This is a genomic window from Myroides sp. NP-2 (genome assembly GCF_014145665.1).
GTDB lineage: Bacteria > Bacteroidota > Bacteroidia > Flavobacteriales > Flavobacteriaceae > Flavobacterium.
Map to the genome: position 1 here is coordinate 26,124 of NZ_JACHTD010000015.1, position 13,607 is coordinate 39,730.

Sequence of the window (13,607 nt, forward strand, 5' to 3'; positions counted from 1 at the left end):
TTTTACAAGATGCGTTCCAATTCTAAATTTAAGACTTTCTGTCCAAAAAAAACACTATATTTGTATGAATTGGTGACAAAAAGTCATAAAGAGAATGGATATCGTACAATTTAACTGAAAAAATGTCTTATGAATTGGATTGAACTTACAGAAACTACTACTTTGTCGGAATTAGTAGCACATGCAACAAGTAAACCGTATATAATTTTTAAAAGTAGCCCCACCTGTTATATTAGCAAAATGGCGCTAAAAAACTTTGAGCGTTCTTTTACTAATCCAACACAAGTGGATTGCTATATGGTGGATGTGAAAAAGGATCGATTGGTTTCACTAGATATTGCGGATCGCTTTCAAGTGCAACATGAATCCCCACAGTTGCTGATCATAGCAGATGGCAAAGTGGTCTATCACACCTCCCACGAAGGAATTGATGCCGCAGCTACTGAAAAGTTACTCTTGCGTTTATAAACGACCGACAAAATATTATGTATAGGCTGTTTGTCTTATCCTGCCAATAGGGTACAATTAAAGGAGGAAGAAACATGCTTTTCAAGAAATAAAAATCATTTACATTTGAACAATAAAAAAAGGGTAACCAGAACGAGGTCACCCTTTTTTGCCTTATGACACTGCATAAAACTAGGAAACAACTTTACCTGTGTATCAAATGGGGACTTTTTGTAAAAGGCAATGACAACAAATAACTTTGATTTAGGTTGAGCAACCTAGTTTTTTTGGGTGAATCTTCTCAATCTTTGAGTGAGCAGTAGGTTTGTTGCTAAGAAGGAGCAAATTACTTTGCTTTTCCTATCGTACTGTTGGGGTATAGGCGCAGCGTATACGCTATAAAATAATCGACAATTTCACTTGCTCCTTGCTTGTCGTAGTAGGAAACAATATACTTGAGATAAGCCTCACTTGGGTGAAACTCAAAATGCAGGTTTTTGCTCAATTGTGCAAAAGATGTTTCTACCAGTTGGGGATTGTTTTGAATGGCCTTAAAGTTTAGCGGATAATCCTCGAAAATATAGCGCAAGCCATCCAAATTACCCTTCATAGGAATACTTCCATGGTTTTCACCTTCATATTGTTCATAGCGGTAGGTCAACCCTTTTAGGGAATGCTCTTGCACAAAGGTATTAAAAGCCTTAATAGCACTGTAGTGATCCTCTAAATGACCTTTGTTCTCGCTATCGCCCACTTGGGTTAAAAACAATTTACGGTGTTTAAAATCCTGCTGTTGGTTCGCTTGATACTGCTGGAGTATAAAAGTATCATCCCACCAAATACTAGGATCGTGCACAATATAAGCCTGAAACATATCCGTATAATGAAGCAAATTATGCAAGGCAGTAATTCCTCCAAATGAATGCCCAACCAGTATCGCATAACCGTTTGTTCTAAATTGCTGTTGCACAAAAGGTTTTAATTCCTCTGCTACGAATTGAAAGAATGCTGCATTACCTCCAGTTTCGCCTTTGATTTTGGCCTTTTGTTCTGCTGTCATTGTATGTTCCTTGCGCGTTGAAGGCGTTAGGTCTCGCGTGCGATTGGTATTGACTATCCCAACAACAATCATCTCCGGTATAGAAGGATAGGGGTATTTAGACAGTTTTTCAATATAGGCAGTAAAGTAGTTGAAATTGCTTTCGCTATCAAGTAAGTAAATTACCGGATAAGCTTGTGGTGTTAAGCTGCTATCCGCATAGCTCTTGGGTAAGTAGATTTGTATTTTTCGTTCTTCCCCTAATACGTCAGAGGATAATTCATACTCTTGTCCTACAACAATAGGTGTTTGTGCATTAGTGAAAGTAGAAGTAAAGGCTAGGCTACCCACACACAACATACGCAAAAGCAATAATTTCATTCTTTATCTTTATTTGTTACAATAAGCAAAGATAATTGTTTATATTTATTCTAAATAAATAAGTGAATAAAATCTAGTCTAAGCGGTAGCGCAGGGTAGTATGAACAGGTTCAAATTCTTGTTCCACATAAAGTTTTAGTGCTTCGGTGTTTTGTTTGAGCACCATAAGCTCGATATAATCTACCTTTTTCTGGGATGCCCATGCTTTTACAGCCTGTATGAGTTGTTTGCCTATTCCTCGATTGCGATAGGCTTCTTCCACATACAGATCGGCAAAGTTGAGATAGCGGTGGGAAACGAAGCATTCGTAGGGCAGGGTGCGCTCAATAAATAGGGCTGTCATGCCAACCAGATGGTCTTGGTCCACCGCAAGGATAAACGTACTTTCATCGTCCTCAATGGTTTCTTGTAAAAAAGAAAGCGCTGGGAAATCGGCTTTAAAAGAATAGGGCTGATGGCGTTGCAAATCTGCGAATTGCTTTTGGTAGAGCAATTGAAGGGCTGCCATGTCTTCTACGACGGCTGGACGAATAATCATGATTTATTTTTGTTTTAAATGTACAGTAAAATTTAGAATACCACAGAATCATACCCGTATTTATTGACCCAAGTCAAGAATTATAAGGGAAGAGAACACTACCTTTGTCACATGAATTTAATTGCCATATTAAAAAAAATAAAACCTTTTATACGACCGTATCGCAGCTTAGTGATTGGAACACTACTGTTAACTGCCATCGGTTCCATTGCCGTTCAAGTCAATGCCTTAGTGCTGCGCCATTTGGTCGATGCATTAAGTGCAGTGGTCAACCATGACCAAACAGAAGCCTGGGGATTTCAAGTCTTGCTTTGGTGTAGCCTTATTCTGATTATCAAAGAAATCGCCTTTAGCTGTATTCAATTTGGACAGCGCTTTTTTGGTGAAAAATTGCGAATTTATACCTCACGCGATATTTCTCAACTTGTTGTGGAGCGAATTTTGACCTTTAAAATGGCGTTTTATACCTCCGAAGAAAATGACAGTGGAAAGTTGCAAACGCGTATCGATCAAGGAATTAGTAGTATCACTCGTTTAGTACAAAATTTCTTTATCGATATCTTACCCTTATTTGCCAATGCGATTGTTGCGCTCTTTTTCATTTATTCCGCTAATGTATATGTAGGAATGGTCAGTACAGCAATGATTCCCCTGTATTTTTATGTCAGTCAAAATCAAGCCAAAAAACTAAAAGGATACAGACGTAAAATGAGGAGTTATCGCGAGAATAAAAACAACGGTATTATCTCGTTGATCAATTCCATTACCGTGATCAAATCCTTTGTTCGCGAACCTTTAGAATCGCAGAAACACCAGGATATTCAAGTGGATATGACTGAGAATCAATTGCATACTCGAAGGATGAGTTTTGTGTTTGATGCCGTAAAGAGCTTTATCGAACAATTTGGCCTTGTCGTTGTGATTCTGCTAACCGCTTATTTTGTCCTACAAGGACAAATGAGTGTTGGAGCCATCATGTTTCACGTGCTATTGTTTAACAACGTAACGGCGCCTATCCGGCAACTACACCGCATTTACGACGATGTTAACGATGCAATGATCTATTCTGAAAGCTTCTTTGAAATTATCGAAGCCAACGAAGTAGAAAGCTCAGGGACCTATATTCCCCAAAAAATTAAGGGTCGTATCGAATTGAAACAGGTGTCCTTTCACTATCCAAATGGCACACGCGCTTTAAAAGAGGTGTCTATGCTAATCGAACCCAATAAAACAACCGCTTTAGTCGGTTTGAGTGGAGCAGGGAAGAGCACGGTGATCAATTTATTGGACAAGTTTTATGAACCTAGTCATGGGCAGATTCTCTTGGATGGCATAGATCTCAAAGAATACGATACCAAAGAGTTGCGCAAGCACATCGGACTTGTTTTGCAAAAAAATCATATTTTTCAAGGCAGTATAGCAGAAAATATCCGCTATGGCGATGAAAACGCTTCCTTTGAGGATGTGGTAGATGCTGCAAAAAAAGCATATATACACGAGCAAATTGTCGATTTGCCACAAGGCTATGAATCCGATGCCCGTTTGTTATCAGGCGGACAACAACAACGCATCGCCATTGCGCGTCTATTCCTCAAAGATCCCGCCATTATCTTTTTAGATGAACCAACAGCTAGTTTAGACGCTATCGCAACCGAACAAATTAAACGAAGTTTAGACGCCATCAAACAAAATAGAACCGTAATCATCGTTTCCCATAGCATCTCTCAAATTATTGATGCACACAATATTGTGGTTATGGAGAAAGGACAAGTCGTTGAAAGTGGCGTTCACGAAGTCTTGTACGACAATAAACAAACCTATTATGAAATCTTCTCTGCCATGGCGAATAGTTTGAATCTTGAAAAAATCTCACAAACGTTACATGAGGGTTAGATTGGTTTGCAGTTAACGGTTTACGAGGAATTCTCGGATAAAAAGGTTTGGTCTTTTGTAGATTAAACCTTTTTTTTGTTCGTCGCTCTTTGCTCTTTGCTCTTTGTTCGTTGCTCTTTGTTCGTTGCTCTTTGCTCGTTGCTCGTTGCTCTTCGTTCGATGCTCTTTGTTCGTTGCTCTTTGTTCGTTGCTCTTTGCTCGTCGCTCGTTGCTCTTTGTTCGTCGCTCTTTGTTCGTTGCTCTTTGCTCGTTGCTCTTTGCTCGTTGCTCTTTGCTCGTTGCTCTTTGCTCGTTGCTCTTTGCTCGTTGCTCTTTGCTCGTTGCTCTTTGCTCGTTGCTCTTTGCTCGTTGCTCTTTGCTCGTTGCTCTTCGTTCGATGTTCTTCGTTCGATGTTCTTCGTTCGATGTTCTTCGTTCGATGTTCTTCGTTCGATGTTCTTCGTTCGATGTTCTTCGTTCGATGTTCTTCGTTCGATGCTCTTCGTTCGATGCTCTTCGTTCGATGCTCTTCGTTCGATGCTCTTCGTTCGATGCTCGTTGTAAAGCACAATTATCTTACAAATGAAGAAACTAAACAAACCGTGCAAATCGTAGCGTAGCGTAGATTCATCGAACACCAAAACCAATATAAACATTGTACTCACCACTTACCATTCACCACTTACCATTCACCACTCACCACTTACCATTCACCACTTACCACTCACCAATTTTTTGACCTAAGTCAATGTTTTTGATCGGAGGGAACTAGAACTTTGTTCCAGTAAAAAATACAACATATGAATAGCAAGTATTACAAGTACGTGAATACCTTATTTGTTGTCATTCCGATGACGTTAATTATGGCATTTGTAGGGTTAATTCGAAATTATGGATTTCAAGAAGGGTGGTTTTTTCTGTTTTTAAAAGCCTGGAGTGTGATGTTACCCGTAGCCTATGGATCGGCTTTTGTCATTATCCCCAGAGCGAGAAAATATGCAGAACAATTAATTAAAAAATAAAATGGAAGATACACTACAAGAATTTGGAAAAACGAGTCAAGAAAGAGTAGAACGCGCGTTGAGTTTCCTAAAAGTAGGCAAAGGAGTTTTAGTATTAGACGATAAAGATAGAGAAAATGAAGCTGATGTTGTTTTTTCAGCTCATTTGATGTCGGAGCAAGACATGGCTTTAATGATTCGCTATTGCAGCGGTGTTATTTGCTTGTGTTTAACCAATGAAAAAGCCGACGCCTTGGATTTGCCTTATATGGTTAGCGAAAATACCAGTCAGTTTCAGACGCCTTTTACCGTAACAATTGAAGCCGCGAAAGGAGTAACCACTGGTTTATCAGCTGCGGACCGCCTGACCACTGTGCGTGCGGCAAGCAATAAAAACGCAAAGCAATCGGACTTATCCAAGCCAGGACATATCTTCCCCTTGCGTGCAAAAAATGGAGGCGTATTAGAGCGAAACGGTCATACTGAAGCCAGCGTAGACCTCATGAAATTAGCTGGTTTACCACCTGAAGCAGTGCTCTGTGAACTTATGAATGACGACGGTACTATGGCTCGACTTCCACAAGCTATTGACTTTGCTGTAGAACATAAAATGACGGTACTTACCATTGCTGATATTGTGTATTATCGTACTTTTGTAAGTGAAAAATAAAGAAAATGAAGCAGTTAATCGCCTATATCCAAGAGCGAATTGAAGTAACAGAAGATGAACTGGATGTGATTCTTTCCTTTTTTTAACTATGAAAAACTCAAAAAAGGAGAACAACTAAATGCGGGTGTGGGTCAAACACAGAAATTGTACTTTGTGTGTAAGGGGTGTTTGCGCGTTTTCTATATCAATGAAGCAGGACAAGATACCACGCGTTTCTTTGCCTTTGAAAACCAATTCGCTACTACTTTAGTTAGCTTTATTCAGGGAAATAGTGCGGAAGAATATATGCAAGCCCTTGAAGACAGTGACGTCTACGTCATTGCTCATCACGAATTTTATCAGCTCTTGGAATTGCTGCCCCAATGGGAAAAATTCTATCGCAAGTATTTGGAGTTTGCCTATATTAACAATACGAGTCGATTGTTTGCCATGGTAACCATGGATGCAGGCACGAGATACCAAAATCTATTGTCCCAAAGTCCACAAATTGTACAGCGATTGCCAAACAAAATTGTCGCTTCCTACCTTGGCGTCTCTCAAGAAACACTGAGTAGAATTAAATCCAAAGGGTAAGCGAGGCCAGTTATTCGCGTATGAACTGTTGAACAACACAAAGGGAAGTGAATATCCATCACTTACTGCAACCAAAAAAATAATTTTAATCCTTTAATTTCCTAGTTTATCCTTGAGTCATCAGGGATAAACTATTTTTTGTACAAATGAGAAATGCCTTACAGTCGTTTAAACTCCCCTTAGCACCACAAAGCGTACCTTTGCATTAGGCAGACAAAAAAGAGGAAAAGCAGCTACTTTCCCTCTTTTTCTTTCTAACCTAATTCTTGTGTATTGAATAATTTGAGATGCGTTCTATTCAAATAGTAATATGAAGATAGTAAAAATTATTCTTCAATATTATTTTCTTGGATTAATTTTTTTGCTAGATCGAGATCTTTCTCTTCGACAAGCACGTGAACAGCCTTGCCTAAAGTGCCGTAACCCGCACCACGACCAGCTTCAATATCATCGCGAATGATATAGGCTATATTGTTCTCTTCTAGTAAGTTTCTAACGGCTAAGACCATAATTTCGCTTCCGGCAAATACTTGTTTGTGTTCCATATGTTGCTTTTTTTATTTAAAAATACACTTTTTCGATCATATAAAACCTATTTGCTTTACTTTTTTTACCTTTTTATCCCGAGGATAACGGATAAATGAAGGAGAAAGTCTTAATTTTACTTGTTGTAAAGCCTAAGACTATGTACAACTTAAAAATAGACTACGCAGAAGGAGCGCATCCAGCTATTCTCGATAAATTACTAGAAACAAATTTTATTCAACAAAACGGTTATGGTTCAGATGAGTACACGCTAGAAGCTCAGTCCATTCTGCGCAGTAAAATCAATAAACCAGCTGCTGAAATTTACTTTGTATCGGGGGGAACACAAGCCAATCTATTGGTTATATCTGCTCTATTACGTCCACATGAAGCGGTGATTAGTGCCAGTACAGGACACATTTACGCCAATGAAACGGGAGCGATCGAAGCCACCGGACACAAAGTGATTCCCATAGATAGCAAGGATGGAAAAATTACACCTACTCAAATTGAACAGACCTTGGCACAGTTTCAATTGCGCCCTCATGTGGTCAAACCCAAAGTGGTGTATATCTCCAATACGACTGAATTTGGAACCATTTATTCTGAAAGTGAATTACAAGGGATTTCCGATTGCTGTAAATCCAATGGATTGACGCTCTTTATGGATGGCGCACGATTAGGACATGCACTAACCGCAACAAATAACGATCTGACCCTCGAAAAAATAGCCAATTTAGTGGATGTATTCTATATTGGTGCAACAAAAAATGGTGCCCTTTTTGGAGAAGCAATCATTTTTTCTAACCCCCTTTGTGCGGTTGACTTTGACTATAATCTCAAACAAAAAGGAGCCCTCTTAGCAAAAGGAAGAGTATTGGGAATCCAGTTTCTATCGCTCTTTCAAGATGATTTGTACTTCAAATTAGCCAAAGAAGCCAATGAAATGGCAATGAAATTAGCGCGTGCATGTAAAGATAGGGGATTTACTTTTTTAGTAGAACCCATGAGCAATCAGATTTTCCCTATTTTACCACTTAGCTTGATTCAACGCTTACAAGAGCGTTTTGACTTTTATGTGTGGAGACCGATCAACGCTGAATTTGCTGCTGTTCGCTTGATTACCTCCTGGACAACGGACGAATTGATGTTAGATGTATTCATTTCTATGCTGGAGGAAGAGTAAGATGGAGCATATTTTTATTACCGATTTAGACGGAACCTTACTTCAAAGTAATGGGTTCTTGAGTGTGGAAAGCGAAGAAGTACTCAACCAACTGGCATTGACCCAACACAAAATTGCTTTTGCAACCGCACGTGGGTTAACTAGCGCACAAAAAGTGATTCATCACATAGGGTGGAACTTTCCAGTATTGCTGAATAATGGTGCTGTTATTTACGATTGGCAACGCCAAAAAGTACTGAAAATTAACGGGATTGCCCCACAACTGATTCAAATGATCCTCGAATTAGGCTCAGCACATGGGCTTTCTCCCTTGATTTTTACGCTAAACGAAAAATTCGAAGAGGGGATTTTCTACCAACAAAATCCAAGTAAAGGCTTGCACTATTTTATGGGCATGCGACCCAACGACCCTCGTTTTGTGGAAGTTGAAAACATAAGTGATGCGCTAATAACAGCAGATACTCAAGGACTTGTGCTCATGTTTATTGATAGCTATGAGGCGTTAGTCCCCTTAAAATTATATCTACAAGAACAAGCCGCTAATCAAGTAAATTGCCTTCTACTTAAAGATCAATATATCCCTGATCAATTTGTTTTGGAAATTTCAAGTACCACTGCAACAAAAGAACACGGAATTGCTTACCTCATACAAGAATACAACCTTAAACCAGAGCAATTGCACTTGTTTGGCGATAATTTAAACGATCAAGGGATGTTGGCCTTACCTGCTAATACCTATGCCGTTAGCAACGCACATCCCGCAATTTTAGCACAAGCCACTCACGTGATTCCGTCTAACGATCAAAGTGGAGTAGCCCAAACCATACAACACATCATTAGTCGTGAAGAAAAACGATAAATAAAAAAGTATATGGCCTAAGAAATAGTGTTGTAGTGGAAATTATACTATTCCCCATTTTTTTTATACCTTCGGCTTTTCTTTGTTTAAGCGAGAACAAGAAGAAATAAACACAATAAACCAAACTATAAAACCTAAAAAATATAGATTCATGAAATTAGCTAGTATCAACAATGGCACAAGAGATGGACAATTAGTCGTTGTAACAAGAGATTTGACAAAAGCAGTTGCAGTAAGCGATATTGCCACTACAATGCAAGAGGCACTAGATCAATGGGAAACGAAAGAAGCGCTTCTTAAGGAAGTATATGAAAATCTAAATGCAGGAAAACTATCTAATACAATTGATTTTACAACCGCTAAAGTAATGGCGCCAATTCCGAGAGCCTATCACTGGGCAGATGGAAGTGCCTATGTAACTCACGTAGAATTAGTACGTAAAGCCAGAAATGCAGAGTTGCCTGAGTCGTTCTGGACAGATCCTTTGATGTATATGGGAGCATCGGATGCCTTTATTGGTGCTACAGATGATATTGAAATAGAAAAAGAAGAGTGGGGAATTGACTTCGAATCTGAGGTAGCTGTAATCACAGACGACGTACCTCCAGGAGTAGATGCACAAACGGCTCTACAACACATTAAATTAATCACCATCTTAAATGATGTATCGTTGAGAAATTTAATTCCGGCCGAACTAGGTAAACAATTTGGATTCTACCAATCTAAACCATGGACAGCTTTTGCACCAGTGGTTGTTACACCAGATGAATTAGCAGGTGATTGGAAAGAAGGGAAATTGCATTTGCCTTTACACTCTACACTAAATGGAGCCTTAGTAGGTTCGCCAAACGCAGGTGTAGATATGACCTTTAACTTCGGACAATTGATTGCCCATGCAGCGAAAACACGTTCGTTAATGGCGGGAACTGTTATCGGTTCAGGAACTGTTGCTAATCAAGGAAGCCCTACAGGATCAAGCTGTTTAGCAGAAGTAAGATGCTTAGAAACTATAAAAGATGGAAAACCAAGTACCCCATTCATGCAATTCGGTGATCGTATCGAAATTGAAATGATGGATAAAGAAGGTAAAACAATCTTCGGTCGAATCAATCAAGTAGTAAAAGAATATAAAAAGTAGTGTAGCACAAAGTGCCACGCTCAGCGCAAAAAAGGAATGAACAGTCTCACCGTTCATTCCTTTTTTTATTTATCCTAGTTCCTAATCCCCTTCAATTGAGTCAACCCTATGCACGGTTGAGTATCTTATTTTATGCGTTTGAGTGTTGTTTTTTACTGATGTACGAGAATAAATCGTACTCTTGTGTAGGTTAAAACTTGTGAAGGAAATAAAAATAGACGTTAAGTTGTTTCGTTTGAGAGTCATTTTTGATATAAAATGGTTGAGTTAAATTTTATTTGATTCTCTTTCTTAAGTAAAAACGTATATTTTCTTTTACTAGGTTAGTAATTGATAAGGTGAATGAGAAGAACAAACTTGTAATGAGTTTGTTCTTTTTTTTTGGGTGTTTTTCAAAACAATTTCTGCATTTCATTTCGTACTTTTGAAAGCAATACATAAGGAAAAGAAAGATGAAACTAATTTTTGCTTCAAACAATAAGAATAAAATCAAAGAGATCAGAAATCAACTACCAGCGTCTATCGAGATATTGAGTTTAGAGGACATTGGTTGTATGGTTGATATTCCAGAAACCGCGGACACAATAGAAGGAAATGCGTTGCTCAAAGCCGATTATATCAAAAGGCATTACGGATTCAATTGTTTTGCGGATGATTCTGGACTCGAAGTCGATGCTTTAGGGGGAGCCCCTGGTGTGTATTCAGCGCGATATGCAGGAGAAGAAAAGAACGATCAAGCCAATAACGAAAAGTTGCTAGGTGAATTAGCCGACAAAACAAATCGCAAAGCCAATTTTAAGACAGTAATTGCCCTGCATTACAACGGAGAACAGCACCTGTTTACAGGAGTAATACCAGGTGAAATCTTGCTAGAACAACAAGGGGAAGGCGGATTTGGTTATGATCCTCTATTTCAAGCAGAAGGTATGAGCAAATCATTTGCCGAATTGACTTTAGAAGAAAAAAATGCAGTTAGCCACAGAGGAAAAGCAGTGGCACAGTTGGTGGCATTTCTCAAAAACAAAGAAGACTAAGGGGCTTTGAGGCAAGTCCAAACAAGGAAAAATCAAAAGAGGACGGAAATTTGTATTCCTTTCCAAAAAATATGCAAAGCGATCCTATTATCTATTTTTCTGTTTTAACCGTTTATGAATCAGTATATTAATTATTAGTACTAATGATAAATGGATACATTGACCCAAAGAAATGAGGAGAGAATAGAGAAGAACAGCAAAAGTTAAACGTAAAAAAGTTTTGTAGTCTTATAGAATACTATAAATTTGATTAATTTTGCAGTCATTTTAATACAATAAAGAGACAAAATAACAACTATGATACTATCAATTGTTGGATATGGAGATCCTGTTTTGCGCAAAGTAGGAGAAGACATCACCAAAGATTATCCAAACCTAGACGAATTAATTGCTAATATGTACGATACGATGTATTCCGCTAGTGGAGTTGGATTAGCAGCGCCTCAAGTGGGATTGCCCATTCGTTTATTCGTAGTTGATTGTGCACCATTTGCAGAATTAGAAGATAATACAGCAGAAGAAAAAGCGTTTTTAAGTACCTATAAAAGAACCTTTATCAATGCTAAAATCATAAGTGAAGAAGGAGCGGAATGGTCTTTTAACGAAGGTTGTTTAAGTATTCCCGATGTACACGAAGCTGTTGTGCGTAAAGAGCAAATTGTAATTGAATATTATGATGAAACCTTTACTAAATACACGGAAACCATTAACGGATTGGCAGCACGTGTCATTCAACACGAATACGACCACATCGAGGGAATCTTATTTACAGACAAGCTTTCAAGCTTAAAAAAGAAATTAATCGCAAAGCGATTAAAAAATATTATGGAAGGCAAAGTGTTTACCGACTATAAAATGAAATTTGCTGCTAAAAAAGGTAGATAAAAAGTTGGAAATTAAGAACTAATTAAGATATTTGTTACAAAAGAAAAATTTTAGAAAATGAGTTTAGAAAAAGTATTAGCTATTTCTGGTAAACCAGGATTATTTGAGTTAATTGTTCAAACACGCACAGGATTTATCGCAGAATCATTAGTTGACGGGAAAAGAAGTACAGTAGGATTAAAAAACAACGTTAGTTTATTATCTGAAATATCAATATACACGCACGAAGGAGAAGTTAAACTTTTTGACGTATTCAAAAATATAGCGACAAAAGAAAACAACGGAGAAGCAATTTCACACCGTGTTTCTGATCCTGAATTAGTAGCCTACTTCCAAGAAGTATTACCTAATTACGACGCAGACCGCGTGTACAACTCTGATATTAAAAAAGTAATCAACTGGTATAATATCGTACAAAAAAGAGGATTAATTCAAGAAGCTTTCCAAGAAGCTGTTGAAGAAAGCAAATAAGAAAAAAGAATAGATAAAAAAGCTCGTTAGTTAACGGGCTTTTTTTAGTTTTATAAGCAAATATAACCAAGCCAAATGCATACACAAGAAGAAAAACTAGTAGCTGTTGGACGATTGCTCACCATCATGGATGAGTTAAGAGTACAATGTCCGTGGGATAAGAAGCAAACTTTCGAATCACTGCGTTCCTTGACCATTGAAGAAGTTTATGAATTAGCCGATAGTATTTCCAGTGGAGACACCCAAGAAATGCAAGGTGAATTAGGCGATTTGCTGATGCACATTGTCTTTTACGCCAAAATTGGAAGTGAGAAAGGGCTGTTTGATGTAAAAACTATTGCAGATGGAATTTGTGATAAATTAATCTATAGGCATCCGCACATTTATGGAGATGTAAAGGTGTCCAATGAGCAAGAAGTCTTGCAAAATTGGGAAGAACTAAAGCTAAAAGCAGGGCGAAAATCCGTTCTAGAAGGTGTACCCACGAGTTTACCTGCCATCATAAAAGCCCTACGCATGCAAGAAAAAGCAAGTGGAATTGGATTTGATTGGAGTGATAAAGCCGATGTATGGGCCAAAGTAGAAGAAGAAATACAAGAGTTTAAAGTTGAAGAACAAGCGGGAAATAAAGCCTTGATGGAAAAAGAATTTGGCGATATTCTCTTCTCTTTAGTGAATTACGCCCGATTTGTAGGTATCGATCCTGAACACGCCTTGGCTCAAACCAACCAAAAGTTTTTATCGCGTTTCCAACTGATGGAAGACCTCATTCAAACAGACCAAAAGGAACTCCCTCAGATGAATCTCGAACAAATGGACGTCTATTGGGAAAAAGCCAAGCAATTAACACAACCTAAGACGAAGTAAGATCGCTTGCATAAAGTAGGCCATGGAGGAAGAAAAGCGCAGCAGAACTGTTGCGCATTTGTGCTGTGTCTATCTCTAGATTACACATACAAAGAATACTTTTGACTATTTAGTTTTTGAA

The 13,607-nt window shown here is 38.3% G+C and carries 15 protein-coding genes and 1 pseudogene; 12 read left to right on the forward strand and 4 right to left on the reverse strand.

Going from position 1 to position 13,607, the window contains the following annotated elements:
* Window positions 1-129: 129 nt before the first annotated feature.
* A complete protein-coding gene (gene ytxJ, locus H4K35_RS13385; protein WP_182628466.1) occupies window positions 130-468 on the forward strand; it encodes a bacillithiol system redox-active protein YtxJ in 339 nt (112 codons plus the stop codon).
* A gap of 325 nt (window positions 469-793) precedes the next feature.
* Here the strand turns inward: ytxJ and H4K35_RS13390 are convergent, their stop codons facing one another.
* A complete protein-coding gene (locus H4K35_RS13390) occupies window positions 794-1,867 on the reverse strand; it encodes an alpha/beta hydrolase (RefSeq protein ID WP_255492477.1) in 1,074 nt (357 codons plus the stop codon).
* A 73-nt stretch (window positions 1,868-1,940) separates the two neighbouring features.
* Entirely contained in the window at window positions 1,941-2,405 is a 465-nt protein-coding gene (locus tag H4K35_RS13395; protein ID WP_182628467.1) for a GNAT family N-acetyltransferase, read from the reverse strand.
* 111 nt (window positions 2,406-2,516) lie between these two features.
* On the opposite strand from H4K35_RS13395, the gene H4K35_RS13400 reads away from it, so the two are divergent.
* Complete coding sequence (locus tag H4K35_RS13400) at window positions 2,517-4,298, forward strand: ABC transporter ATP-binding protein (protein WP_182628468.1); 1,782 nt, start codon at window positions 2,517-2,519, stop codon at window positions 4,296-4,298.
* A gap of 62 nt (window positions 4,299-4,360) precedes the next feature.
* Here H4K35_RS13400 and H4K35_RS13405 read toward each other — a convergent pair whose 3' ends face one another.
* Entirely contained in the window at window positions 4,361-4,933 is a 573-nt protein-coding gene (locus tag H4K35_RS13405; protein ID WP_182628469.1) for a hypothetical protein, read from the reverse strand.
* Between the two features lie 144 nt (window positions 4,934-5,077).
* Here H4K35_RS13405 and H4K35_RS13410 point away from each other — a divergent pair, with 144 nt between their 5' ends.
* The 3 genes and pseudogenes from H4K35_RS13410 to H4K35_RS13420 all read left to right on the forward strand — a co-directional run bounded on the left by H4K35_RS13410 (window position 5,078) and on the right by H4K35_RS13420 (window position 6,521).
* Window positions 5,078-5,299, forward strand: a complete 222-nt coding sequence (locus tag H4K35_RS13410; RefSeq protein WP_182628470.1) for a DUF2798 domain-containing protein — start codon at window positions 5,078-5,080, stop codon at window positions 5,297-5,299.
* Between the two features lies 1 nt (window position 5,300).
* The gene (gene ribB / locus H4K35_RS13415; protein ID WP_182628471.1) at window positions 5,301-5,948 is read left to right on the forward strand and encodes a 3,4-dihydroxy-2-butanone-4-phosphate synthase; all 648 of its coding nucleotides are present in this window, start codon (window positions 5,301-5,303) and stop codon (window positions 5,946-5,948) included.
* 5 nt (window positions 5,949-5,953) lie between these two features.
* A pseudogene (locus H4K35_RS13420) lies at window positions 5,954-6,521 on the forward strand (Crp/Fnr family transcriptional regulator).
* 326 nt (window positions 6,522-6,847) lie between these two features.
* On the opposite strand, the gene H4K35_RS13425 reads toward H4K35_RS13420, so the two are convergent.
* A complete protein-coding gene (locus H4K35_RS13425) occupies window positions 6,848-7,066 on the reverse strand; it encodes a DUF2007 domain-containing protein (RefSeq protein ID WP_182628472.1) in 219 nt (72 codons plus the stop codon).
* Between the two features lie 140 nt (window positions 7,067-7,206).
* Here H4K35_RS13425 and H4K35_RS13430 point away from each other — a divergent pair, with 140 nt between their 5' ends.
* From H4K35_RS13430 to mazG, 7 genes are all read left to right on the forward strand, one after another.
* Complete coding sequence (locus H4K35_RS13430; RefSeq protein ID WP_182628473.1) at window positions 7,207-8,232, forward strand: low specificity L-threonine aldolase; 1,026 nt, start codon at window positions 7,207-7,209, stop codon at window positions 8,230-8,232.
* 1 nt (window position 8,233) lies between these two features.
* On the forward strand, window positions 8,234-9,091 hold the full coding sequence (locus H4K35_RS13435; protein ID WP_182628474.1) for an HAD-IIB family hydrolase: 858 nt from the start codon (window positions 8,234-8,236) through the stop codon (window positions 9,089-9,091).
* Between the two features lie 151 nt (window positions 9,092-9,242).
* The gene (locus H4K35_RS13440) at window positions 9,243-10,229 is read left to right on the forward strand and encodes a fumarylacetoacetate hydrolase family protein (RefSeq protein ID WP_182628475.1); all 987 of its coding nucleotides are present in this window, start codon (window positions 9,243-9,245) and stop codon (window positions 10,227-10,229) included.
* 452 nt (window positions 10,230-10,681) lie between these two features.
* The gene (locus H4K35_RS13445; RefSeq protein WP_182628476.1) at window positions 10,682-11,263 is read left to right on the forward strand and encodes a non-canonical purine NTP diphosphatase; all 582 of its coding nucleotides are present in this window, start codon (window positions 10,682-10,684) and stop codon (window positions 11,261-11,263) included.
* A 297-nt stretch (window positions 11,264-11,560) separates the two neighbouring features.
* Window positions 11,561-12,148, forward strand: a complete 588-nt coding sequence (def, locus tag H4K35_RS13450) for a peptide deformylase (RefSeq protein ID WP_182628477.1) — start codon at window positions 11,561-11,563, stop codon at window positions 12,146-12,148.
* 57 nt (window positions 12,149-12,205) lie between these two features.
* Window positions 12,206-12,619, forward strand: a complete 414-nt coding sequence (locus H4K35_RS13455) for a DUF5606 domain-containing protein (protein WP_182628478.1) — start codon at window positions 12,206-12,208, stop codon at window positions 12,617-12,619.
* A gap of 75 nt (window positions 12,620-12,694) precedes the next feature.
* The gene (mazG, locus tag H4K35_RS13460; protein ID WP_182628479.1) at window positions 12,695-13,486 is read left to right on the forward strand and encodes a nucleoside triphosphate pyrophosphohydrolase; all 792 of its coding nucleotides are present in this window, start codon (window positions 12,695-12,697) and stop codon (window positions 13,484-13,486) included.
* Window positions 13,487-13,607 lie beyond the last annotated feature (121 nt).

Bases quoted from the DNA above. Each gene is read 5' to 3' on its own strand.
- ytxJ (WP_182628466.1), top strand. From the start codon at position 130: ATGAATTGGATTGAACTTACAGAAACTACTACTTTGTCGGAATTAGTA.
- H4K35_RS13390 (WP_255492477.1), bottom strand. From the start codon at position 1,867: ATGAAATTATTGCTTTTGCGTATGTTGTGTGTGGGTAGCCTAGCCTTT.
- H4K35_RS13395 (WP_182628467.1), bottom strand. From the start codon at position 2,405: ATGATTATTCGTCCAGCCGTCGTAGAAGACATGGCAGCCCTTCAATTG.
- H4K35_RS13400 (WP_182628468.1), top strand. From the start codon at position 2,517: ATGAATTTAATTGCCATATTAAAAAAAATAAAACCTTTTATACGACCG.
- H4K35_RS13405 (WP_182628469.1), bottom strand. From the start codon at position 4,933: ATGTTTATATTGGTTTTGGTGTTCGATGAATCTACGCTACGCTACGAT.
- H4K35_RS13410 (WP_182628470.1), top strand. From the start codon at position 5,078: ATGAATAGCAAGTATTACAAGTACGTGAATACCTTATTTGTTGTCATT.
- ribB (WP_182628471.1), top strand. From the start codon at position 5,301: ATGGAAGATACACTACAAGAATTTGGAAAAACGAGTCAAGAAAGAGTA.
- H4K35_RS13425 (WP_182628472.1), bottom strand. From the start codon at position 7,066: ATGGAACACAAACAAGTATTTGCCGGAAGCGAAATTATGGTCTTAGCC.
- H4K35_RS13430 (WP_182628473.1), top strand. From the start codon at position 7,207: ATGTACAACTTAAAAATAGACTACGCAGAAGGAGCGCATCCAGCTATT.
- H4K35_RS13435 (WP_182628474.1), top strand. From the start codon at position 8,234: ATGGAGCATATTTTTATTACCGATTTAGACGGAACCTTACTTCAAAGT.
- H4K35_RS13440 (WP_182628475.1), top strand. From the start codon at position 9,243: ATGAAATTAGCTAGTATCAACAATGGCACAAGAGATGGACAATTAGTC.
- H4K35_RS13445 (WP_182628476.1), top strand. From the start codon at position 10,682: ATGAAACTAATTTTTGCTTCAAACAATAAGAATAAAATCAAAGAGATC.
- def (WP_182628477.1), top strand. From the start codon at position 11,561: ATGATACTATCAATTGTTGGATATGGAGATCCTGTTTTGCGCAAAGTA.
- H4K35_RS13455 (WP_182628478.1), top strand. From the start codon at position 12,206: ATGAGTTTAGAAAAAGTATTAGCTATTTCTGGTAAACCAGGATTATTT.
- mazG (WP_182628479.1), top strand. From the start codon at position 12,695: ATGCATACACAAGAAGAAAAACTAGTAGCTGTTGGACGATTGCTCACC.